The 23203-nt window shown below is 40.8% G+C and carries 23 protein-coding genes; 17 read left to right on the top strand and 6 right to left on the bottom strand.

Annotated elements, in window-relative coordinates; all coding sequences use genetic code 11:
• Window positions 1-33: 33 nt before the first annotated feature.
• From ACNQGS_RS17775 to kduD, 6 genes are all read left to right on the top strand, one after another.
• Window positions 34-357, top strand: a complete 324-nt coding sequence (locus ACNQGS_RS17775) for a hypothetical protein (RefSeq protein WP_491488481.1) — start codon at window positions 34-36, stop codon at window positions 355-357.
• Between the two features lie 89 nt (window positions 358-446).
• Complete coding sequence (locus ACNQGS_RS17770; RefSeq protein WP_491488480.1) at window positions 447-1091, top strand: GntR family transcriptional regulator; 645 nt, start codon at window positions 447-449, stop codon at window positions 1089-1091.
• A 177-nt stretch (window positions 1092-1268) separates the two neighbouring features.
• Entirely contained in the window at window positions 1269-2690 is a 1422-nt protein-coding gene (locus ACNQGS_RS17765; protein WP_491488479.1) for an amino acid permease, read from the top strand.
• 102 nt (window positions 2691-2792) lie between these two features.
• Window positions 2793-3908: a M20 metallopeptidase family protein gene (locus ACNQGS_RS17760; protein WP_491488478.1), complete on the top strand. Its 1116-nt coding sequence runs from the start codon at window positions 2793-2795 to the stop codon at window positions 3906-3908.
• Window positions 3909-4173: 265 nt separating this feature from the next.
• Window positions 4174-5004: a 5-dehydro-4-deoxy-D-glucuronate isomerase gene (gene kduI / locus ACNQGS_RS17755; protein WP_464493792.1), complete on the top strand. Its 831-nt coding sequence runs from the start codon at window positions 4174-4176 to the stop codon at window positions 5002-5004.
• Between the two features lie 43 nt (window positions 5005-5047).
• The gene (gene kduD, locus ACNQGS_RS17750; RefSeq protein ID WP_491488477.1) at window positions 5048-5830 is read left to right on the top strand and encodes a 2-dehydro-3-deoxy-D-gluconate 5-dehydrogenase KduD; all 783 of its coding nucleotides are present in this window, start codon (window positions 5048-5050) and stop codon (window positions 5828-5830) included.
• Window positions 5831-6507: 677 nt separating this feature from the next.
• Here the strand turns inward: kduD and ACNQGS_RS17745 are convergent.
• Window positions 6508-7773 (bottom strand): erythromycin esterase family protein, encoded by a 1266-nt coding sequence (locus tag ACNQGS_RS17745; protein ID WP_491488476.1) that lies wholly within the window; start codon window positions 7771-7773, stop codon window positions 6508-6510.
• A 664-nt stretch (window positions 7774-8437) separates the two neighbouring features.
• Complete coding sequence (locus ACNQGS_RS17740) at window positions 8438-9289, bottom strand: chemotaxis protein (protein ID WP_491488475.1); 852 nt, start codon at window positions 9287-9289, stop codon at window positions 8438-8440.
• A gap of 203 nt (window positions 9290-9492) precedes the next feature.
• Between ACNQGS_RS17740 and ACNQGS_RS17735 the strand changes: the two genes are divergently transcribed.
• The 11 genes from ACNQGS_RS17735 to ACNQGS_RS17685 all read left to right on the top strand — a co-directional run bounded on the left by ACNQGS_RS17735 (window position 9493) and on the right by ACNQGS_RS17685 (window position 19800).
• Window positions 9493-10191 carry a pirin family protein gene (locus ACNQGS_RS17735; RefSeq protein ID WP_491488474.1) on the top strand — a complete coding sequence of 233 codons (699 nt, stop codon included), beginning with the start codon at window positions 9493-9495 and terminating at the stop codon, window positions 10189-10191.
• Window positions 10192-10306: 115 nt separating this feature from the next.
• The gene (locus tag ACNQGS_RS17730; protein ID WP_491488473.1) at window positions 10307-11644 is read left to right on the top strand and encodes a hypothetical protein; all 1338 of its coding nucleotides are present in this window, start codon (window positions 10307-10309) and stop codon (window positions 11642-11644) included.
• A 95-nt stretch (window positions 11645-11739) separates the two neighbouring features.
• Window positions 11740-12849: a mandelate racemase/muconate lactonizing enzyme family protein gene (locus tag ACNQGS_RS17725; protein ID WP_491488472.1), complete on the top strand. Its 1110-nt coding sequence runs from the start codon at window positions 11740-11742 to the stop codon at window positions 12847-12849.
• A gap of 32 nt (window positions 12850-12881) precedes the next feature.
• Entirely contained in the window at window positions 12882-13670 is a 789-nt protein-coding gene (locus ACNQGS_RS17720; RefSeq protein ID WP_491488471.1) for a transporter substrate-binding domain-containing protein, read from the top strand.
• 12 nt (window positions 13671-13682) lie between these two features.
• Window positions 13683-14339 carry an amino acid ABC transporter permease gene (locus tag ACNQGS_RS17715; protein WP_378581338.1) on the top strand — a complete coding sequence of 219 codons (657 nt, stop codon included), beginning with the start codon at window positions 13683-13685 and terminating at the stop codon, window positions 14337-14339.
• A gap of 51 nt (window positions 14340-14390) precedes the next feature.
• Window positions 14391-15116 carry an amino acid ABC transporter ATP-binding protein gene (locus ACNQGS_RS17710; RefSeq protein ID WP_491488501.1) on the top strand — a complete coding sequence of 242 codons (726 nt, stop codon included), beginning with the start codon at window positions 14391-14393 and terminating at the stop codon, window positions 15114-15116.
• A gap of 29 nt (window positions 15117-15145) precedes the next feature.
• Window positions 15146-15973, top strand: a complete 828-nt coding sequence (locus ACNQGS_RS17705; protein WP_491488470.1) for a GNAT family N-acetyltransferase — start codon at window positions 15146-15148, stop codon at window positions 15971-15973.
• Window positions 15974-16069: 96 nt separating this feature from the next.
• Window positions 16070-16732 (top strand): YfjL-like protein, encoded by a 663-nt coding sequence (locus ACNQGS_RS17700; RefSeq protein ID WP_491488469.1) that lies wholly within the window; start codon window positions 16070-16072, stop codon window positions 16730-16732.
• Between the two features lie 163 nt (window positions 16733-16895).
• On the top strand, window positions 16896-17612 hold the full coding sequence (locus ACNQGS_RS17695; RefSeq protein WP_491488468.1) for a (Fe-S)-binding protein: 717 nt from the start codon (window positions 16896-16898) through the stop codon (window positions 17610-17612).
• Between the two features lie 39 nt (window positions 17613-17651).
• Window positions 17652-19076 carry a LutB/LldF family L-lactate oxidation iron-sulfur protein gene (locus ACNQGS_RS17690; RefSeq protein WP_491488467.1) on the top strand — a complete coding sequence of 475 codons (1425 nt, stop codon included), beginning with the start codon at window positions 17652-17654 and terminating at the stop codon, window positions 19074-19076.
• A gap of 4 nt (window positions 19077-19080) precedes the next feature.
• Entirely contained in the window at window positions 19081-19800 is a 720-nt protein-coding gene (locus tag ACNQGS_RS17685; protein WP_491488466.1) for a LutC/YkgG family protein, read from the top strand.
• Between the two features lie 670 nt (window positions 19801-20470).
• Here ACNQGS_RS17685 and ACNQGS_RS17680 read toward each other — a convergent pair.
• Genes ACNQGS_RS17680 through ACNQGS_RS17665 form a run of 4 tightly spaced genes read right to left on the bottom strand, consistent with a single transcriptional unit; the run spans window position 20471 to window position 23186 of the window.
• Window positions 20471-20791 (bottom strand): hypothetical protein, encoded by a 321-nt coding sequence (locus ACNQGS_RS17680; RefSeq protein WP_491488465.1) that lies wholly within the window; start codon window positions 20789-20791, stop codon window positions 20471-20473.
• A 16-nt stretch (window positions 20792-20807) separates the two neighbouring features.
• Entirely contained in the window at window positions 20808-22064 is a 1257-nt protein-coding gene (locus ACNQGS_RS17675) for a cation:proton antiporter (protein ID WP_491488464.1), read from the bottom strand.
• 6 nt (window positions 22065-22070) lie between these two features.
• The gene (locus ACNQGS_RS17670; protein ID WP_491488463.1) at window positions 22071-22571 is read right to left on the bottom strand and encodes a cation:proton antiporter regulatory subunit; all 501 of its coding nucleotides are present in this window, start codon (window positions 22569-22571) and stop codon (window positions 22071-22073) included.
• 54 nt (window positions 22572-22625) lie between these two features.
• Window positions 22626-23186 (bottom strand): tyrosine-type recombinase/integrase, encoded by a 561-nt coding sequence (locus ACNQGS_RS17665; protein WP_491488462.1) that lies wholly within the window; start codon window positions 23184-23186, stop codon window positions 22626-22628.
• Window positions 23187-23203: the final 17 nt, after the last annotated feature.

Here is a 23203-nt window from a genome sequence, read left to right as displayed (position 1 = left end):
AACTGACTCAACTTTTGGAGTCAGTTTTTTTTATTGAATATCCATATTGCGAACAATGGACTGGATATCATTCATAATCTATTGTATCAACTAGAAAAGGTGTTCAATATGAGAAACATGAATGAAGTGCAAATACACCCCATCATCGGGCAGGCATGGACAGGTAAACATGTGATCCTGCTTCATTGTACAAATAATAATCAATTCCTGCAGCTTTATAAAAGCTATCACGCCCCGATTGAGCCTCCCCGACTCAACTGTGCAGAAACTTTATCGCAGCTTTTAAGTATCGGCTATTCTATTGCGGCCATTACACCCATCTCTTCCAATCAAATTCAATATGTGCTGGTACTTTGAGATAGACCTGGCGTAAAGCGTGGGTCTTTTCTTATTCCGTTGGTTTATATACAATATATATAATAAAGAATGTATTGGAGAAGCTAATTATGGAATATTTATCATTGAAAGACCATGTTTATAATTATATTGTGGATCAAATCAACAGTGGGAAATTGCTTGCAGGGGCAAAGTTAAATGAAAACAATATTTGCGAAAGCCTTCAAGTCAGCAGGACCCCAGTAAGGGAAGCACTCATCCAACTAGCGTCGGAGGGGCTGATTGACAATGTACCAAGGAAAGGGTTTGTCATAAAAAGTCTTACAAAAGAAGAGGCTGAAGAAACCTATTTTATCATTGGTGCATTAGATGGTCTCGCTGCGTCCTTGGCTGCACCGCTTTTAACCGAGAAGCACTTGAGTGAAATGGATTTCTACATCCAGAGTATTGATTTGGCGCTGAATACCGAGAATTACCGAATGTATGATAAGATGCAGGAAGCCTTTCATGGTGTCTATTTATCCGTTTGTCCCAACAAAAGCTTAGTCAACCTTTTGCTTCAATGGGAAAAGAAATTTTTGAAAAATTTAGGGGAAGCCGGCTCACAGGAAGGCTTGAAAGAAAAACTTTTGCAAACCAATAATGAGCATCGAAAAATGCTGGAGCTTTTTAAAAGTAAAGATACGGCTGAATTGGAAAGATTATTGAAAGAAGTCCATTGGAACCCTGAAAAGGTAGAAAACCTGCCACTATAAGAAGAAAAACCCGAAAGATTTTGTTCGATTATTCGACAGAATCTTTTTTTTATTGACAGATAAAAATAAAATATATAATATAAAGTATACAAATAACTGAATATTTGAAAAGGTATTTAAATTGAAAGGGGTTTATTTTATTAAACTAGTAAATTAAAAAAAAGGGGAAATTAATCTATGGCAAATAACACCAATGACCTTCAACGCGGCTTAAAACAGCGGCATATTACGATGATTTCCATTGGCGGAACAATCGGTACAGGCCTGTTCCTCGCTTCTGGTAATGTCGTTTCGAAGGCTGGCGCCCTTGGCGGCCCGATTGCCTATTTAGTGATAGGGCTTTTAGTGTTTGTTTTAATGAAAGGTTTAGGAGAAATGTCTACCTTCATGCCTGTTCCGGGCGCCTATACATCCTATTCGGGGCTCTTTGTTCATCCTGTATTGGGCTTTATGGTAGGCTGGAATTTGTCCATCAACGGATTCCTCGGACTTGGCGCTGAAATCGTTGGGGGAGGAATGATTCTTAATCAATTTTTTCCTAATGTACCTCCTTCTGTCTTCTGTATCATCATTTCATTATTGATCCTGGCCTTGAATTTAATCGATGTAAAATCATACGGGGAAGCCGAATACTGGTTTGCCGGCATCAAGGTTGTTGCTATTATTATCTTCTTAATTGTTGGTGTGCTAATGATTTTTGGAGTGATTGGACATCAAGGATTTATTGGATTATCCAACTGGACAGACAAGTCCATGTTCCCTAACGGGTTTGCAGCGGTTATTTTGATGATGACTGGCGTAATCTGGTCCTATCTTGGGGTTGAAACCGTTATTACTGCATCGGGAGAAACAGAAAACCCTCAGAAAAATGTACCTAAAGCGATAAATACTATTTTCTTCCGGATTTTGCTTTTTTACGTGGGTTCCGTGACTGTCATGGGATTGGTCGTTCCTTACAAAGAAGTAAGCGTTTTAAATAATGGCTATGCCGGTCTATTTGGGTTGGCAGGGATTCCCGGGGCTGCCACAATTATGAATATTGTCATTCTGACTTCACTCGCATCTGCAGCAAATTCGATGATTTATGCCATTAGCAGAACGCTGGTAGCCTTGTCAAAAGAAGGAAAGGCTCCAAAAGCTTTGGGTAAAATAAATAAACGCGGGATACCGATGAATGCGGTTATTCTAACATTGTTCCTTGGACAAGTTTCTCTGATTACAAACTTCGTTTCACCGGATAAGGTGTTTGTATGGTTAATTTCCATCGCTGGTTTCAATACGCTACTTGGCTGGTTCGGTAGTTTTCTTTCGCACTATAAGTTCAGAAAATGGTTGGTGGCAAATGGCGGATCGGTGGACAAACTAAAGTTCAAAACAAATATTTATCCACTTCCAACCATTATTTGTTTAATCGCATTAGTTGCTATCGCTATTTACACGGCCTACAGTCCTGATACAAGATTTTCATTCTATATCGGAGCACCAATGCTAGTCTTGTACGCCATTATTGGTACTATCTTGTATAAAAAAGGAAAACTGAAAGATCCGGACTATAAGCCTTTCTTAGAGGCCCACATTAAAGAAACAGAAATAAAATAATGAATCTCACAAATTTTCATATTAGTAATGTGTAAAGGCGGGTCCCTAGTTGCTAATATGTAAACTAGGGATTCGTCCTTAAATGGAGAGGAGAGAAACAGATTGGAACAGAAAAACCTTGAATTGGCGGTGAAGCTCCGTCATGAACTTCATGCACATCCTGAATTATCCAATCATGAAGTATGGACTAAACGACATTTAATTGATTTCCTACAAGCAAACACAAAACTTGAAATCGTTGATCGGGGCCGTTGGTTCTATGCCATTTATCACTCTAAAGTAGGAAAAAGAAACGTTGCCTTCCGTGCTGACTTTGATGCCCTCCCAATCGAGGAAACTATTAATCTTCCATACGGCTCGCAAATTCCTGGAGTTTCACACAAATGCGGGCATGACGGGCACTCCGCAACACTTGCTGGATTTGCGTTGGAAATTGATCAAAAGGGCTGCGACAACAACGTCTACTTCTTATTCCAGCATGCGGAGGAAACAGGTGACGGTGCAGCAGAGTGTGCTGTTTTTATCGAGGAAAATAACATTGATGAAATTTTTGCTTGGCATAATATGAGCGGTTTTAAACACAATTCCGTATTGGTCATTGACGGAACTGCCCATTGTGCATCCAAGGGAATGAGCATACATATGGAGGGTGTACCTTCTCATGCCAGCGAACCGGAGAAGGGAATCAATCCATCCTTTGCGATTGCCAAGGTCATCGATGCTATTCCTGGTTTCATTGACCCTGCTGCGAACGAAGGGATTGTTCTATGCACGATTGTTCAAGTGGACATCGGCGCCAAAGCCTTTGGTGTTAACGCCAGCAAAGGTGTGCTTAGAATGACTATTCGTGCTCTTTATGAAAAAGAAATGGATAAACTTCAGAAGAAGCTTGAGGATGTGGCGATTGCGGAAGCGGAGAAGTATGGTCTAAAGGTAAGCTTTGAATACCAAGATGAATTCCCGGAAACAGCGAATGACAAAGAAAGCTCAGATAAGATTCGTCAGGTTTGTAAAGATAAAGGATTCGATTTGATTGAGCTAGAGGAAGCGTTCCGCGGTTCCGAAGATTTTGGTCATTACACAAAACTCACCAAGGGAGCCTATACTTATATTGGCAACGGGGAAGAATATCCGAACCTGCACAGCTATGAGTATAACTTCCGTGATGATCTCATCGAGACAGGTGTAGAACTGTTCAAAGGTTTAGCGGATTTGTAAAATTTAATAAAAAAATGGGAGGGAGCCAAATTAAATAGTTTGGCCCCTTTTTACTTTAAAAAGGTAATGTGCAACAGGAAAAATGTTAACGTTAACAATAACGGTTTACATATATTACTAGATTTGATAGACTATAAAGGAATGGAAATGTTAACGTTTGCAAAACGGCGTGACAGTAGGAAGTATTCGCGTTTCATGAAACCTAACGGCTAATGGGCCGGCAGGCTTTGAAAACTATAAATTATCGACAAAGGAGAAATGAATAATGGAAACTCGTTATGCAATTCACCCCGAGGATATGAAGAAATACACAACAGAAGAATTAAGAAGGGAGTTTTTAGTGGAAACCCTATTTGAGCTTGGGCAGGTCCACTTAACCTATACACATAATGACCGGATGATTTTTGGAGGGGTCACTCCTGCTGAGCAAGAATTGACAATCAAATTAGATAAAGAGCTTGGCGTGGAGTATTTCCTTGAACGCCGTGAGCTGGGAATTATCAACATCGGAGGCGATGGTGCGGTAATTCTAGATGGCGTGGAATATGAGATGCAGGGAAGAGACGGCCTGTATGTCGGTAAAGGAACAAAGGAAGTTTTGTTCCGTTCCAATGATGCAAACAATCCGGCCAAATTCTATATCAACTCGACTCCAGCACATCATACCTATCCGACAGTCAAAATTGATATTAACAAGATTGTTCCCCTTGAAACGGGCGAGCCGGGCACATTAAACGAGCGGAAAATTTATCAGTATGTCCACCCGAATGTTTGCGAGTCCTGCCAGCTGCAAATGGGGTTAACGATGCTTGCACCGGGCAGCGTTTGGAATACCATGCCATGCCACACCCATGAACGGAGAATGGAAGTCTACCTGTACTTTGATATGGAACCTGAAACACGTGTTTTCCACTTTATGGGTAAACCGGATGAAACAAGACACTTAGTGTTGAAAAACGAGCAGGCGGCCATTTCTCCTAGCTGGTCCATTCATACTGGTACAGCTACAAGCAACTATACCTTTATTTGGGGGATGTGCGGTGAAAATATCACCTACACTGACATGGATTTTGTGAAAATGGAAGATTTGCGCTAGTTTTTACGGCAGTATGAAAATATAAAAAAGCGAGGCTAATGATATGACGAATAATTTAAGATCCTTCTCTCTCGATTTTTTTAATCTAGCAGGAAAAGTCGCCATCGTTACAGGTGGGAACAAGGGACTTGGGCAGGCATACGCCGTTGCCCTTGCAAAAGCCGGGGCCGATCTTTTTGTAGTGTCTCGCAGTGAAGATTGGCAGGAAACGAAGGAGTTAATCGAAGAGACAGGACAACGCGCTGTGATTTTTCAGGCAGACTTAAGCGACCGGGCAAAAGTTAAGCAGGCAGCTGCTGAATGTATGAAGGAATATGGAAGGATTGATATTCTGGTGAATAATGCCGGAACTATCCGCCGTGCTCCTATCCTCGAGTATAAGGAAGAGGATTGGGATGCCGTAATGGAAATCAATCTTAATTCTATCTACTTGCTCAGTCAAGAAGTGGCAAAGGTCATGGTGGAGCAAAGATCCGGGAAGATTATCAATATTGCCTCCATGTTGTCATTCCAGGGAGGCAAGTTCGTTCCTCCTTATACAGCCAGCAAACATGCTGTTGCCGGCCTGACGAAGGCGTTTGCCAACGAACTTGCAGAATATAATATTCAAATTAATGCGATTGCACCAGGATATATTGCGACCGACAACACAGCGCCAATTCGGGCGGATGAAAAACGCAATGCGGAGATTCTTTCGCGCATCCCGGCCGCACGTTGGGCAGACCCATCTGACTTGATGGGCGCAGTAGTGTTCCTTGCAAGCGATGCCTCTAATTATATGAATGGCCATATCCTGGCGATTGATGGCGGCTGGTTAGCAAGATAATATCGAAACTATATAAAGAGCCGCTCGTGGTGTAACAGGTTTACTTGTGAGTACAAAACGTTAAGTCGCAGACCAAATCATTTGGCAAATCACATAAAATTCACAGGATAATTCAAGTAAACTTCTTAGTAAAAAAGGCGTAGAGATGCAAATATCTCTACGCCTTTTTTGAATTTTTTTACTAGCACCTGTAAGTTGTACAAGTTCATTAGCCGCTAAAGCGAGTTTACTAATTAAGCGGAGAAATTTCGCTTAATTAGCAAATAGCGCTGAAAATAGCTTAAATAGACGGAAAATTTCCCACTATTGACTAGAAAAAACGCAAAATGCGTATTTTTGCTTTGCTTAATCGGAAAACCTCCGCTTATATACCCCGAACCGATCCCTATTCTGGAGTTTAACCGGAAAACCTCCGCTTATTTTAAAAATCACTGGATTCATAATTAAGGATAAGACTTCTTATGTTTCAAACAAAAAGTGAACCTCTTTTAAATGCGTTGCGGGGAACCTCCGCAATGCTAAGGGCTAAAACAACTGCGAGGTCTCCCCAGCCCCATTAATCCTAAAGGAGTATAAATCAATAAAAATCTCACTGTGAATTTTAAATCGCAGTGCGCTTTCATATGTGTTTTACAACGTTTGCACCTCTAAAGTAAACCCTTTACTCGTGATGATTATTATACAAACACTGTTTCGACCGCGAGCGGCTTTAGTGCGGTTGTAGAATCTATATAGATAAAGGCGTCATATCGTTCCGCCATTACTGATGGTACATAGTTTCCATAGTGTTCATACCTTGGATCGTAAACAACTCCGATTGCACGGTGGCCAATCCTGCTGGAAAAATGCTGCCGAATGGTTTCGTTGAAAAGAAGCAGTTTGTCGTGATTTCCGGCTTCGTGCATCAGGTCCTCCCAGCTTCCTTTTTGGGCGGGAGGAACAATCATTCTTTTAAAATCTACACCCCATGAATCTGCTGCAATAACGGTCCCGCGATGGGTGCCAAATCCGACGATAAAGACATTTTCCTGGCCTTCCTGTTCCCTTAATAGCTGCCCTACATTCACAAGCCCTTCATCCGCCATGTCCGTAGCTCTAGCATCTCCGACATGGGTGTTATGCTCCCAAATGATGCCTTTTGCGTTTTTACCATTATAGGAACCGATTTTGGTAATGACCTCCACCATATGCCTGTCTCGGATATTCCAAGACTCATTATCATTAACGACCATCGTCCGGTAATAGTTTTCGGCGTTAGCTGTGACGATTGCGTTAACTTCCAGGTTTAATTGGCCTTCTTCGGAGCTTGAATATTTCTTTTTGTTTGTCACAATATCTGTCAGAAGGTTAATGACTTCATCATGGCAGTCTTCTGCATAAAAGGAAGCCGATACGCCGTACATTTGCCCCTCGCGGTTAAAGGGTTCAAAGCAGGCAAAGGCTTTTTTTGCTGCTTCGTCGCTTGAAGGATTTATTTTTTTTAGGTATTTAATGATTTCGTCCATCGATTCCCATAAGCTATAAACATCGACTCCATAAAAGCCAACCCGTTGGTCTGTTGGCAGGTTATGATTGTAGTCCTTTAACCATTCAATCAAACCAATAATTTCTTCATTTGCCCACATCCATGTCGGCCAGCGGTTAAACGCGGCTAATACCTCGCGGGCATTGGTATATTCGTGATCGTAACCTTTGATATAGCGGTTAACCTGTTGGCAGGCCGGCCAATCACCTTCAACTGCAATAAATGTGAATCCTTTTTCTTGGATTAACTTTTTTGTAAGCTCTGCCCGAATCTTATAGAATTCAGAAGTCCCGTGTGAGGATTCTCCAAATAATATATATTTCTGGTGATTGATTTCATCTATGAACGGCTGGAAGTCATTCATTTCTTTTAGTGGAATGGCGTGATTTTTAATGGCTTGAATTTGGTTTTCATTCATGAATCATACTCCTAATTTCCTTGATATGAAGAGTATTTTTATTTTTTTCAGTTAGGGACTGTTTTATCCGATAGAAGCTGTTTAGAAAGAAGATGCGTTTGTTCTGTAAAATCTAAAACGCCTGAAGAAGAAATTATGGAGGGCTCATAATACTCGAAGGAGGAAAAGAATAAGGGCTTCGGTCGTTATGGAGGGTTCATAACGCCCGAAGGAGGAAGTAAATAGAAAGTCCGGTCGTTATGAAGGATTCATAACGCCTGAAGGTGGAAGCAAATAGAAGGTCCGGTCGTTATGAAGGGTTCATAACGACCGTGGGAGGAAGCAAACAGAAGGCCCGGTCGTTATGAAAGGGTTCATAACGCCCGAAGGAGGAAGTAAATAAAAAGTCCGGTCGTTATGAAGGGTTCATAACGCCTGAAGGAGGAAGCAAACAGAAGGCCCGGTCATTATGAAAGGGTTCATAACGCCCGAAGGAGGAAGTAAATAAAAAGTCCGGTCGTTATGAAGGGTTCATAACGACTTAGGGCGGAATCTAAAATAAGTTCCGGTCGTTATGAGAAGTTCATAACACCTGAAGGAGGAAACAAATAGAAGTCCCGGTCGTTATAAAAGGCTCATAACGCACGAACATATGAAACAAAGTGAATTTACGAGTCACTACAAACTACCGATTATTTATATGCCTCCACGTCCGAACCAATCCATCCGCAATCCCTTCAATTACATCCTTGTCTCTAAAATAACTCATATGACACAAAGGGTTCCAGCTTGTTAAAATATTTCCTACGTTTACCTGTCTATCCTCCGTAACCGCATTTTTATAAATGTCATTGATCGGGCGTAATGGAAAGCCTAGAATATCGTCTTTATCATAAAAATTGATCCATTCACCGTTTAAGCCGGGATAAAATTCCTTCAGTTTGGGAGAAGGGATTTTGATGGGCTGGTCAAAGTTAAAATAACGCAGACTCCATAATGGAAGGGTCGTACCTAATGTATAAAAAAGCGTGATTGTATCCCCATTTTCTAAAGGTGAAAATTGACTCCCATCTACAGTGCCGTCATTTTCTTTATACTGCAAATCATAGAAATAATTACTCGTGATGACCGAACCTAAACTATGGGAAATCACGCATAATGGGGCATTCCCGCCGGCATTATTAGCAAGCTCACGAAGATTTTCGGCGATTTTTTCATGGACTCTTTCGTAATTATGCTTTGCTGACTCCACAGGCTGATAGGCGATGACATCTCCCATATAATGAATAAGAAAATGACGAAGTCTTTGATAATCCAACTTGTGGTTCAAAACGATTTTCTTATAAAGTTCTTCCTCTCTGTCCTCTAATACCGCTGACCATTGAATGGGCTGGAATATCAGCTGGGAAGAAGGATCTGTGACCATATTTCCTATTTTCTTGGCAAAATTCTTTTTTAACATGCCAATCATGCCTGAAGCAAAGTCCTTGTCTTGTCTGCCGATCCCATGAATAATGGCAACAGCTATTTTTTTCACGAAAGTCCACACCCCTTTAATGAAGGTTTATAAGACAATATATTTAGTCTTTTTCAAAATAAGAAGGCCTTTATAACCGTTCATTTTAAATCAAGTGGGGATTTTGGCGAGTTTGACAAACACTAAGAAAAGTACTAGAATTATCTCGAATTCAAAATAATTTAAATTGAAGTTTTAAGAGGCAATCAAGGAGGAACAATGACATGCTCATAAAATTAGATAATGAAAACATGGGAAGAAGTAATTTAGGCTGGCTAAATAGTATTTTCCATTTCTCATTTGCAGAGTACTATAATCCGAAAAATATCCATTTCGGGCAGTTGAGAGTCATCAATGACGATTTGGTCGCACCCGGTACTGGATTTAATCTTCATCCCCATAAAGAAATGGAGATTGTTTCTTATGTGGTGAATGGAGACCTTACACATGGAGACAGTATGGGAAACAAAAATACGGTTACACGCGGCCATGTCCAATATATGAGTGCGGGGACAGGTGTCTTCCATAGCGAACACAATCTTGGCAACGAGACATTACGATTTTTGCAAATCTGGATTCTCCCAGATAGGGCGGGATATGAGCCGAATTATGGTGATTACCAATTTAATTGGGAAGACCGGCACAACCAATGGCTTCATATGGTTTCAAGTAAGAAAGGGGACGCCCCAATCAAAATAAACCAGGATGCAAACATCTATTCATTGGAACTTGAAGCAGGCAAAGAAATCAGTTTTCCAGTTAGTGCAGAAAGACAGGCCTATTTGGTACAAATCGAAGGAAGTTCAACGATCAATGATCTTTCTTTAAATACGAGAGATGCTATGGAAATTGTTGAAGAAGATATTCAAATTAAAGCAAATGAAACATCCCATCTATTATTGATTGAGATGAAAAAAGACTGAGGCAGCTCAGTCTTTTTTCATTGGCATTGGCAAAACTATTTAATATGTAAATACTTGGTTACACTTTTCTTGTTGCATGATATACTCGAAATTAAATAAATTAGGAAGGAGTGTTATGTTGGACGTTATTGGGGTAATTGGTTCAAATTTATTTATTGATGCTATTTCCGAATTCTACGACTTATTTCCTGATGTTGAATTTATCAACTACACGTATGACTCTCCGTGGGAAATCGATCATTTGATTGAAAAGGCAGGGATAGAGACAGATATCTTGCTATTATCAGGAGTTATTGCCTATTATTACGGTCAGGAAAAAATAAACGAATCTCGGATATTGGCAACGTACTCTACATTTAACGAGTTTATGGTTTCCTTATCCTTGTTTTCGGTTTCCCTTCATGAGAAAATTTCGCTTGAAAAGATTTCAATTGACTTGCCCAAAAAGGACTTCCTAGACAATGTCTTAAAAGAAATAAAGATTTCAAATGGTCCTCTTTATGTAAAGGATTACCCGTGGATCTATCAGTTAGAAAAAGAGAAGTCTGCTTTTGATATTTCACAGTTTGTCCGATTTCACAAAGACCTTTATTTTGCAAAAAAAACACAGTTTGCTTTAACAAGTATACATGCTGTTTATAAAGAGCTTCAGAATTTAGGTGTTCCGACCATTCATATGGTCCAGCCAAAGCAAGCCTTAAAAGAGAGTCTGGAAAAAGCCATTACATTGACTAAACTGAAGAAAACCAAGGATTCGCAAATTGCTGTCATTTCATTGAAAGTAAATCAGCCAGACACTCAGGATGATCAGGTATTCCGGCTCCAAATGCTGCAATATTTAAACGAAATGGCACGACAATTAAATGCAAAGGTTTCATTAGATCACTATCAGCCGTTTCTTATTTATACTAATCGAGGATCCTTAGAGGAAGTTCAGAAGGAACATTTGCAAAAAGTTTTTGAACTAGAAGAGAAAATTAAATCCTCCATGCAAATTGGTATCGGGTACGGTTATACCATGAAAGATGCGGAAAATCATGCAAAAGGGGCATTATACTTTACTGAAAAACATTCAACAGAAAAGACAACTATTTTCCTGCTGGACGAAGACAAAAAATTAATAGGTCCCTTATTTGAAAATGAAAAACAATATATCTTAAAAAATGAAGATCACGATATTCAATTATTAGCCGATGAGCTTAAAATGACCTCTAAAAATTTGCTAAGGTTTTTTGATTTTATTAGGCTTAACCAATTTCGTTCATTTTCAGCGCAGGAATTGGCCGATTACTTAGCGGTAAGCAGGCGTTCAGCAGAGAGGTTTATAAAAAGATTTCTTGATCATGATTTTATACACATTACAGGGGAGGAGCAGCCATATGATCAAGGCCGTCCGCGTGCCCTTTATAACATCTCTGAGAAACTAAAAAACTATTTTATATTAAACCGATAAAACGATTGATTTTTGGGATTTTTCAGTATATTATAAAAACAACCAATTAGCGACAGTGAAACGACACTTGTCGCTAACATGAAGGGGAGATCAACATGAAGATCATTAAAGCAGACATCATTGGGATTCACCTGCCTTTAGAAACACCTTTTATTATTTCATATGACACTTATGACTACATGCCTTCTGTCATTGTAAAGCTGGAAACGGATGATGGTTTAACAGGATATGGGGAAGCAGTTCCTGATGAGCATGTGACAGGAGAATCTTTCTTTAGTGCAATGGAGGTGCTAAAACACCAATTATTGCCTGCTGTGATGGGAGAGAACCCATTTGAAATTGAAAAAATTCACCATATTATGGACAGTCGCATCAATGCCAACCCGGCAGCCAAGGCAGCAGTTGATATAGCTTGTTATGATCTGATGGGGAAATATTTAGTGAAGCCGGTTTATGATCTCATTGGCGGAAAATATCATGACGAACTTACTTTTCCTAAAGTGTTAAGCATCGAGGAGCCAGAGGTAATGGCGGAAAAAGCAAAACTAGCCGTCGAAAGAGGATACCGCTCTTTAAAATTAAAGGTTGGAACAGAGGCTTTTAAAGATGTTGAACGAATAAAGGCCGTCCGTGAAGCAGTTGGATACGGCGTCCCAATTCGGGTTGATGTTAATCAGGGCTGGAATGATTACGCAACAGCAGCTCAAGTTCTGCCATTACTTGACCCGCTTCGTATTTCATGGCTGGAGCAGCCGATTAAAATGGGAGATTTTGATGGGCTCGCGGAATTGCGAAAGAAAACGGTTATTCCGATTATGGCTGATGAGACAGTTCATGGCGGTTCAGATGTGATCGAAATTATTAAAAAAGGTGCTGCAGATAAAATCAATATTAAATTAATGAAAACAGGCGGGATCTATCCAGCCATTCATATGGCAAAAACCGCAGAATCTGCAGGAATCTCCTGCCAGATTGGTTCGATGGTCGAATCCTCTATCGGTTCTGCGGCCGGCTATCATACCGCCATTGCCAGAAAAAATATTACCAGTACGGAGTTAACCGGGCCATTACTTTTTAGTAAGGACATTGGCAACCTGGAATATCAAATCCCATTCGTCCATTTAAGTGGCAAACCGGGACTGGGCATCGAAGTGAAGGAGAATACGCTCCAAGAATTAATGATTAAAAAAGAGACGGTATCTTAATTTTAAAACTAATATAAAGGAGTGAATTACAAATGAAAAAGTATGTACTAGGAATGGGTTTAATTTTTTTAATGATGATTATGGCAGCGTGCGGCGGCAGTAAAGAGACCAATGGTTCGGCAGATGGCGGTACCCTTAAGAAGATAAAGGATAAAGGTGAAATTCATGTCGCCATTGAAGGAGCGTATCCTCCGTATAACTACATCAACAAAAGCAATGAGTTAGAAGGCTTTGACGTGGAAATCGCTAATGAAGTTGCCAAAAGACTTGGTGTGAAACCCGTCCTTGTAGCCACTCCTTGGGATAGTATGATTCCTGCATTAATCGGTAAAAAGTTTGATATTATCATTTCTGATATGGCGATTACGGAAGAAAGAAAGAAGAAGGTTTCATTTAGCGACAATTATTTCACGACCGGAAACCAGCTCTTTGTTCCAAACGATTCATCTATTAAAACAGCAAAAGATATGAAAGGCAAAGCAATCGGTGTAACGATTTCTACTACAGCTGCAGAAATGGCTACTAAGAATGGAGCAGATGTCAAATTATATAAAAATGACTTTCTTGCTTTTGAGGACCTAGCAGCAGGAAGGCTTGATGGCGTAGCAACGGACCAAGGTGTCGGTGCAAAAATCATTATCGATCAAAAGTATTCCTATAAGGCTATTGATGGCTTATTGAATACGGAGAAGGCTGGTATGACCATTCGCAAGGAAGATCATGAACTTCGTAAAGAAATCAATAAGGTAATAGCTGATATGCAAAAAGACGGAAGCTTTGAAGCCATCAGCAAAAAGTGGTTCGGAAAAGACATCCGATAAGGGGCTGAAAAAATGTTAGATTTTTCTCTAGTGGAGCAATACGTTCCATTTCTGCTAAAAGCATCTGTGACGACACTTGAAATCTTCATTTTTTCCATCGCTTTAGGATTAGTAATGGGAATTATCATTGTCATCATGAAGATCTCAAAATTTAAGCCATTTTCATTGTTTGCTAACTTTTATATTTGGACACTGCGTGGAACGCCTTTATTAGTTCAATTATTTCTGGTTTATTTCGGTTTGCCGCAAATAGGGGTTGAATTAGCGCCATTCCCTGCAGCCGTCTTGGCACTTGGAATCAATGCCGGTGCTTATATTGCGGAAATTTTAAGGGGCGGTATTCTCTCAATACCGAAGGGGCAAATGGAAGCGGCCCAATCGTTGGGGTTAAGCTATCCGACTATTATGCGCAGAATTATTTTTCCACAGGCATTTCGGGTCAGCATTCCGGCAATCGGCAATGAATCTATTACACTATTAAAAGATTCATCACTAGCGTCCCTTGTCACCGTTTCAGAGTTGATGATGACCTCACAAAGGTTCGCCTCAACAAACTATGCCTTTATCGAATTTTATATTTCCGCAGCCCTATTATACTTAATTATGACAACGATCTTATCATTTTTCCTAAGCAAGATAGAATTTAAAATGTCCATCAGCGAACATTAAAGAAGGGAGGGCTTGTGGGTGTCAAATAAAGTAAAGGATCATCTGCATCCTATTATTCAAATTGAAAATGTCCATAAGAGTTTTAACCAGTTGGAAGTATTAAAAGGAATAGATTTGCAGGTTTATCCCGGAGAAGTAGTTTCCCTAATCGGTTCCAGCGGATCCGGAAAAAGCACCCTTCTTCGCTGCCTGAATGGACTCGAAACATTAACCAGCGGAAAAATTGTCATTGACGGAATTGAGCTAAATTATACACCAAGAATTATCCAGCAAATCCGACGTCATGAGGTAGGGATGGTTTTTCAACAATTTAATCTATTCCCGCATTTGACTGTCTTGGAAAATGTCATTGAAGCACCGATGCACGCCTTGAAAAAATCAAAGGCGGAAGCAATTGAATCAGCCTTAACCCTTTTAGATAAAGTCGGACTGAAAGACAAAAAAGATGTCTACCCCCGCAAGTTATCGGGTGGACAGAAGCAGCGGGTAGCCATAGCACGTGCACTTGCCATGAATCCGAAAATCATGTTATTTGATGAACCAACCTCTGCCCTTGACCCAGAACTTGTCAGTGAGGTTCTGAACGTTATGAAACAGCTAGCGGAGGAAGGCATGACCATGGTTGTCGTAACCCATGAGATGATGTTTGCCAAAGAGGTTGCGGATAGAGTAATTTATATGAGTAACGGTGTGATTGAAGAGCAAGGTCCGCCGGCCGAACTCTTCAGCAATCCAAGAAGTGACCGGTTAAAAAGCTTCTTAAAAAGGGTCGTATAATCATTGTTTATCAGAAAGCAGGAATAATTTTGAAAGAAATAAAAGAAAACATCTCTTTACGAACAATTACTTCTCCCGAGGAACTGGCTTTAGTCACCAACCTTGAACGCATTGTTTGGGCAGATGATGATCCCGTGCCTGTCAACCATTACGTTGCAGTAGTAAAAAACGGAGGGCTGGTCATTGGAGCTTTCCTGAATGAAAAACTAATCGGTTTCCAATACAGCTTTCCAGGCTTTAACGGCTCGAGCGTCTATTTATGCTCACATAGTATGGGGATTCATCCTGATTATAGAAGAATCGGGATTGGCGAAAAATTAAAACGAAAGCAGCGGGAAGTCGCCTTGGAAAAAGGCTACAAGCATATTGAGTGGACATATGATCCGCTTGAAACCGTAAACGGATATTTGAATTTAAGCAAGTTAGGCGGGATTTGTAAGAAATATATTGAAAATTGCTATGGGGATATGCCCGATGTTCTTAATGCCGGCATGCCGTCCGACCGGTTTCTAGTCGAGTGGCAAATTGTTGAAGAAAAGGCTGAAGCGGCCCCTGATGTAAATGTAACTGGTGATGTTCCACGATTGATAAATGTGATCTATGATGAGCTGGGATTTCCTGTGCCAGAGCCCGTCCACCTTGATTACGGAAATAATGCAGAGCTCTTATATGTTCCAGTTCCGGGTAATATCCAGGAAATTAAAATCCAGCGGATGTCTCTCGCCTTAGAATGGAGGATGCGGACGCGGGAGGTATTCACCCATTACTTTAATAATGGCTGGATGGCAACAGCCTTAAAGAAAAGTGATCAATCATCTCTTTATTATTATGTATTGCAAAAAGCGATTGATAGATAAAAGCACAGTTGAAACCCGGCTACTCGTCGGGTCTTCTTTTTTTTATTGTTAAGGAAATCAGCCTCGAATAAAATGGTAAAAAGGGAGTGATATTTTATGAAGCCTCGGAAGATCGTTATGGCTATTTTTTTCGGCTTGGTTGTCGGAATAGGATTTTATATTTATTCGATTTTTAATGGAACTCCTTGGGGGAAATACCAGCAAAAGCAGGCGATGCTCTCTTATTTGGATGGAAAATATGAAATGGATTTTTCTATTAAAAGTATGCAATATAATAGCCTTGGTTCTGGCTATTATGCAAAGGCCGTACCTAAGCACAATCCTGAGTTAGTTTTTGAGGTAGCTGTTTCACACGATTCAAATTCGGGATATGCAGATTTGTATCCCGCGGTTTTGTGGAATTCTCCTGAAGCTAAACCCATCAAAGAATATATTCTCCAACTGTTTCCACATCTAGAGCAATCCAGTTTTATCATCGACCGTCAATTAAGTGAGGACGCAGGTCCACATATACCGACATACAGTTCCCTTCATTATGATATGGGCTATCAAAGTGTCATGATCATCAATCTGCCAGAAGATTGGTTTTTAAAAACTCCCGAAGAACAACAAATCTATATGGAAAATATTAAAAAGCTTGCAACCTATCTCCAGTCAATTCATTTACCTGTTCTTACGAGAATCTTCTTTCAAACGGAAGATTACAACAACCGAAAGGCTATTTTTATCACTGAAAAAGGGGGAATTGTTCAAAAATAATAGAACTATTAGAGCTGCCACGGTTTTGTTTTGGCGGCTTTTTCGACATTAGGTTAATAATTTCACATATAACAATTCAAAATAAACTGAAATATATTATAATAGAACAATAATAAATCCGATTCGTAACAAATTTTTCGGACAAAGGGGATGGCATACAACAATGAGAGTGAGTCTATTTGCAACCTGCTTGGTTGATATGTTTCAGGGCAATGTAGGGAAATCTTCGGTTGAACTGCTCGAGCGGCTTGGCTGCGAGATAGATTTTCCAGAATCACAAGTCTGCTGCGGACAGCCGTCATATAATAGCGGATATGTAAAAGAATCGAAGGAAGCCATGAAACGGATGATTGAAACGTTTGAAGATGCTGAATATGTCGTATCGCCCTCCGGTTCTTGCGCGTTTATGTTTAAGGAATATCCTCATATTTTTAAAGGCGACCCTGTTTGGGAACCGAAAGCTAGGAAATTGGCGGAGAAAACCTATGAACTTACTCAATTCATTGTAGATGTTTTAAAGGTTGAGGATGTCGGGGCCACATTTGAAGGGAATGCCACCTATCATACCTCCTGCCATATGACGAGATTGCTAGGAGTAAAGGAAGCCCCTATGACTCTATTAAAACATGTAAAAGGTCTAAAGTTTACTGAATTGCCTGGCAAGGAACAATGCTGTGGCTTTGGCGGGACCTTTTCTGTAAAAATGGCACAAATCTCTGAGCAAATGGTCGATGAAAAAGTGTGCCACGTCGAAGAAACAGGTGCGGATTATTTGATTGGTGCAGACGCCGGCTGCCTCATGAATATTGGCGGCCGTATCGATAGAAAAGGAAAACCAGTTAAGGTTTTGCATATTGCTGAGGTATTGAATAGCCGTTAATGATTGTTGCAAGATTGATAGAAATGGGGGGATTTTTGGATGGCTATGAAAATTGGCAATGAGCAATTTAAAGAACGTGTCGATAAGGGAATCCATAATGACTTTATGCGCGGTGCGGTTTCAAGTGCCCAGGACGGAATGGGCCTGAAGAGACAACTGGCAGCCGATGAGCTGGGGAACTGGGAAGAATGGCGCTCACACGGCGAAGAAATTCGCCAGCATGTTCTTGAACATTTGGATTATTATTTGGAGCAATTAAGTGAAAATGTGGCAAAGCGTGGCGGTCATGTCTTTTTTGCCCAGACGAAGGAAGAAGCCGTTGAATATATTCGCGGAGTGGCTAAACGGAAAAATGCTAAAAAGATAGTGAAATCGAAATCGATGGTAACCGAAGAAATCAGCTTAAATCAGGCGTTGGAGGAAGAAGGCTGCGAGGTTATTGAAACAGACCTTGGCGAATACATCCTCCAAGTGGATGATCACGATCCCCCTTCCCATATCGTTGCTCCTGCTCTACATAAAAATAGAGAGGAAATCCGTGAAGTTTTTGAAAAAAAATTGGGTTATAATAAATCCTCTGAACCAGTGGAATTGGCTGGACACGCCCGGCAAATGCTGCGCCAGGAATACCTGTCTGCTGATATTGGTATCACCGGCTGTAATTTTGCGGTGGCAGAAACAGGCTCGATTACTCTAGTTACGAATGAAGGCAATGCGGATTTAGTTACGGCATTGCCAAAAACGCAAATAACCGTGATGGGAATGGAAAGGATTGTTCCTACCTTCGAGGAAATGGAAGTGCTCGTTTCTTTATTAACAAGGAGTGCGGTCGGGCAGAAACTAACTAGTTACATTACTGTGTTGACTGGACCTCGTGAGGAAATGGATGTAGACGGTCCTGAAGAGTTTCATCTAGTAATCGTGGACAACGGCCGCTCTAATATTTTAGGAGGGGAATTCCAATCCGTCCTGCAATGTATTCGCTGTGCTGCCTGTGTTAACGTATGTCCAGTTTATCGTCATGTCGGCGGACATTCATACGGTTCTATCTATTCCGGACCGATTGGGGCCGTGTTGTCTCCATTGCTTGGCGGTTATGACGAATACAAAGAACTGCCTTACGCATCGACACTTTGCGGTGCCTGCACAGAGGTTTGTCCTGTAAAAATTCCGCTGCATAACCTGCTTCATAAACATCGGGAAGTGATCGTGGAAAGGGAAGGCAAAGCACCTATTTCCGAGAAGCTAGCGATGAAGGCTTTCGGCCTAGGAGCAGCGTCACCGACTTTATATAAAATTGGCTCGAAAATCGCTCCAACTGCGATGAATCCGTTTACGGTGGGGGACAAAATCTCGAAGGGACCTGGGCCATTGAAGGCTTGGACGGAGATTCGCGAATTCCCAGCACCGAATAAAGAAAGATTCAGAGATTGGTTTAAAAATCGCGAGAAAGGGGGCAAATAGAACGATGACTGGTACAATCCAAAATCGCGATGCATTTTTAAATAAAATTGCCGGACAGCTTGGACGTTCAAGAATCACCACACCAGTTGAGCGCCCTCAATGGAAATTCCGTCCGCAGGATGAGGTGTTAAAAGACGCTTCTCAGGATGAATTATTGGAAGTGTTAATAGAGCAGTGTAAAAGGATTCATACAACGATTTATACCTCTGATCTTATCAATTTGGGCTCCACCCTCAATGGAGTGGTAGCTGATTTTGGCGGAGGTCCAATTGTAACTTGGAGAGATGAGCGATTTGCGGAATGGGGCCTTAATTCCCTAATGAAGTCAGAATGGCCATCACAGAATATTGATGTCTTTGAATGGGATCCTGTAAAAGGAGCAGAGAACATTTCAAAAGCGGAAAACGCCAATATTGGCATCACAATCAGTGAGGTTACGCTTGCTGAATCTGGTACAGCTGTCTTATTTAGTGACGAGAATAAGGGGAGGACAGTAAGCTTTTTACCTGCTGCTTCGGTAGTCCTTATTCCAAAAAGCTCGTTAGTACCAAGAATGACACAGGCAGCTCAAAAAATGCGGGAAATCCACGGAAAAACCGGCCGCGTCGCGTCATGTATCAATTTTATCACTGGACCAAGCAACTCGGCGGATATTGAGCTGAACCTTGTAGTTGGGGTGCATGGACCGGTGAAAGCAACTTATATTGTTATTAATGATCTTTAAGTTTAAAAATCTGCCTCGGGATTTGTTTGAGGCAGATTTTTTTGTGGGGGGAAAAATGGGGGGGAGGCGTGGTTATCCCCGTGGAAGGTGGAAGAGTGTGCTAACGGTAAACATAGAGTAGTTATATTGCCCGGTAAGGTGTTGAAGAGGGTGGCAGCGGTAAAAATAGAGCGGTTATATTGCCCGAGAAGGTGTTGAGAGAGGGTCAGTGGTAAAAATAGAGCGGTTATATTGCCCGAGAAGGTGTTGAGAAAGGGTCAGCGGTAAAAATAGAGCGGTTATATTACCCGAGAAGGTGTTGAGAGAGGGTCAGCGGTAAAAATAGAGCGGTTATATTGCCCTTGAAGGTGTTGAGAGAGGGCCAGCGGTAAAAATAGAGCGGTTATATTGCCCGAGAAGGTGTTGAGAGAAGGTCAGCGGTAAAAATAGAGCGGTTATATTGCCCGGCAAGGTGTTGGAGAGGATGCCAACGGTAAAAATAGAATAGTTATATTGCCCAAAAGAGTTTAAAAAGTGAGTACACGGTAAAAATAAAGGGTCAGCATCTAGGATCTACAGAGTAAATCCTTTCATTAGTGAGTCATGAAGACAAGTCCCGCAGAATCAAAGGCGAAACTGTCCTCATGAGCCAATAATATAAAAGTAGAAATCTCATCTCCACCAAAGATACCTATTTAAACTGGTAATCATCACTTTTTTTGTATTGTTTATTCAGTATAAAAACACTCGCCCCAAGCGTAATTACCGAAATAAACTTACTAGCCAAAATTAAATAGTTGGTAGTCTGATTATCCAACGTGACATTTGGCAGTTTGACCAAGGCAATGACGACAAGAATGCCGAAGGATAATATGGCAAACGCATAGTTATAGGCCTGGTTAATAATGAGAGAGCCGCGTTCCTCCTTCTCACTAGATAAGACAAAGACAAGATATGCCATGACAACCAATAAGACATATGTTAACAATGCAATTGCTAACTCGATGCCCACTTTTATGAGGCCTCCTTTAAAAGGTATTGTTTTGATCCTCTACTGACTTTTGTGGTACTGGGGTGAGTCGTTTCTTTGCCTTGTTCTCCCATTTGAATATCTTGTTCAAAAATTTGTATATATTCTTAGATTCCTTTGCCAGCAACGGTCCAAGGATCGCCAAAATTAAAACGTATACCGCGGTAAAGGGTTTGAGAATAGGCATGAGCCCTCCGGCAAGTCCCAAATTAGCAACAATGATCGAAAACTCGCCTCTTGAAACGATTGTCAATCCGATATTGGAGGAAGCTTTGTGTGATAAACCTGCTTTTCTCCCGGAAATCATTCCAGCTACAAAGTTGCTAATGATTGTGAGAATCACGGCACCTAGAGCAAGCCATATGGCCCCGCCTAAGCTAAATGGGTCAATGCTTAACCCAAAACTGAAAAAAAAGATGGCTCCAAAGAAATCTCTAAAGGGAATAACCAAATGCTCGATTCGTTCCCGGTGTTTTGTTTCTGAAAGGGCCAAACCTAATAATAAAGCACCGATTGCTTCAGCGACATGGAGTTTTTCAGAAAATCCTGCTACAAAAAATAGCAATGCAAAGATGACGAGGATAAAGATTTCATTCGATTTAATATCTAACAGTTTGTTTAGAACCGGGGTGCCTTTACGGGCAATAACGAAAAATAGCAGCATGTAACCGAGAGAAATGAGAACCGATATGATGGTACCTAATATAGTAGTTGAGCCACCCAACAAGAGGCCCGACATGACAGAGAGGAATAACGCCAGGAATATATCATCAAAAAGAATGATCCCTAGAATCAATTCTGTTTCGGAATTGGCTGTTCTTTTTAAATCAACAACCACTTTTGCCACAATGGCAGTAGAAGAAACGCTTAGGAGTCCGGCAACGATTAACGTTTCCATTATCGGGAATCCTGTAGCAAACCCGTAAATCAGGCCGAGGAAAAAATTCATCGCTACATAAATGGTTCCGCCGACAACTATAGAACGGCCAGAGCGTATTAATTTTCCGACTGAGAACTCAATTCCTAAATAAAATAATAAAAACAAAACACCAATGCGCCCGAAGAACTCGATTATTTCTGCGCTCTCAATAAATGTGAAATCAAATATACCAATTTCAGGGGCATGGGGGCCAAGTGCCATCCCTAAAAGGATGAGAAATGGGATGAAGGAGAATTTTAATTTGTTTGCCAGAAAAGCGGTTAAGGCAACCAGGACCAGAGCTGTTCCGACTTCAAAAAGTAAAGTGTTAGTCATCCAGTATCACCCGTCCCTTCTTGTGAGAACTTCTTTTACGAACATTTTTACTTGCTTCCGCTGTCCAGATACAATCACGGTATCACCTTCCTCTAAAAGTGTTTCAGGTCCAGGGGTATGAATTTCTTTGTGATTCTTTTGTTTTATGATAGCGACGATATTGACTTCATAGGATTGACGGATATTGAGCTGCCCGATCGTTTGGTCCGCTGCTTCCGACCCGTCTTGCACTTTAAACCATTCTATAACCAATTCATCAAAGGCCATTTCAATGGTTTCCAATGCCTTTGGCGCATACGTCATTCCGCCAATAATTGCAGCAATCTGCCGGGCTTCGGCATCATCAAATGTTGTGCTGGCGATTGCCTCCTCGTAATCATCTTGATCAAAATAATAAAGATCCCTTCTGCCGTCATCGTGAATAATCACCACAATTTTATCCTTGCTTTTGGTGATGACTTCGAATTTTTTCCCAATTCCGGGGAGTTCAATTTCGCGAACGTTCATTTTTTGATTCCTCCTTTAAAAATTTGTTTTCATGGATTAAGCGGGATTTGACCATTATAGATTTACATCAATTTCAGTTTTAATTTTCTCCTCTTTAGAGATGCCAAGATATTTTAGTGTTTCAGATGGGGTTGAATGATTGAAATGTTTTTGGAGAATAGAGATGGCCACCCCGCGTTTATACGCATGATATCCAAATGTTTTCCTCATTGAATTGGTCCCGATTTTCCCCTCAATACCAATGGCTTCAGCTGCCTGATGAATGATTCGATAGGCTTGTTGGCGAGTAATAGGCTTTTCTGTTTTGTTGGATTTGAATAAATAGTCTTCCGTGTCCAGTTGGTTGGTTTGGACAAAATGGAGGAGGGCTTTTTTGACCTTTTGGTTAAGGTAAACCTCCTTCATGGTATCGAGGTGTGAATACTGATAAAAATTCTTCGCTGTGTGACTATTCTCTAAAACATCGGCCGCCCTAATTTCAAGCATTTCGGTAATTTTTAACCCAGTATTAATGCCAAATACAAAGAGAAGATAATCACGCTCGGAATGCTTTTTCAAATATTTCTTAATAGCCTTGATTTGCTTAACATCCCTTAATGCTTCAACATATTCCATGCTAAACGCTCCTTAAT

It is taken from the genome of Neobacillus sp. PVCKKU3 (assembly GCF_058323225.1).
Note: the sequence above shows the minus strand (reverse complement) of the source record. Positions and strands in the feature narration are given on the sequence as shown.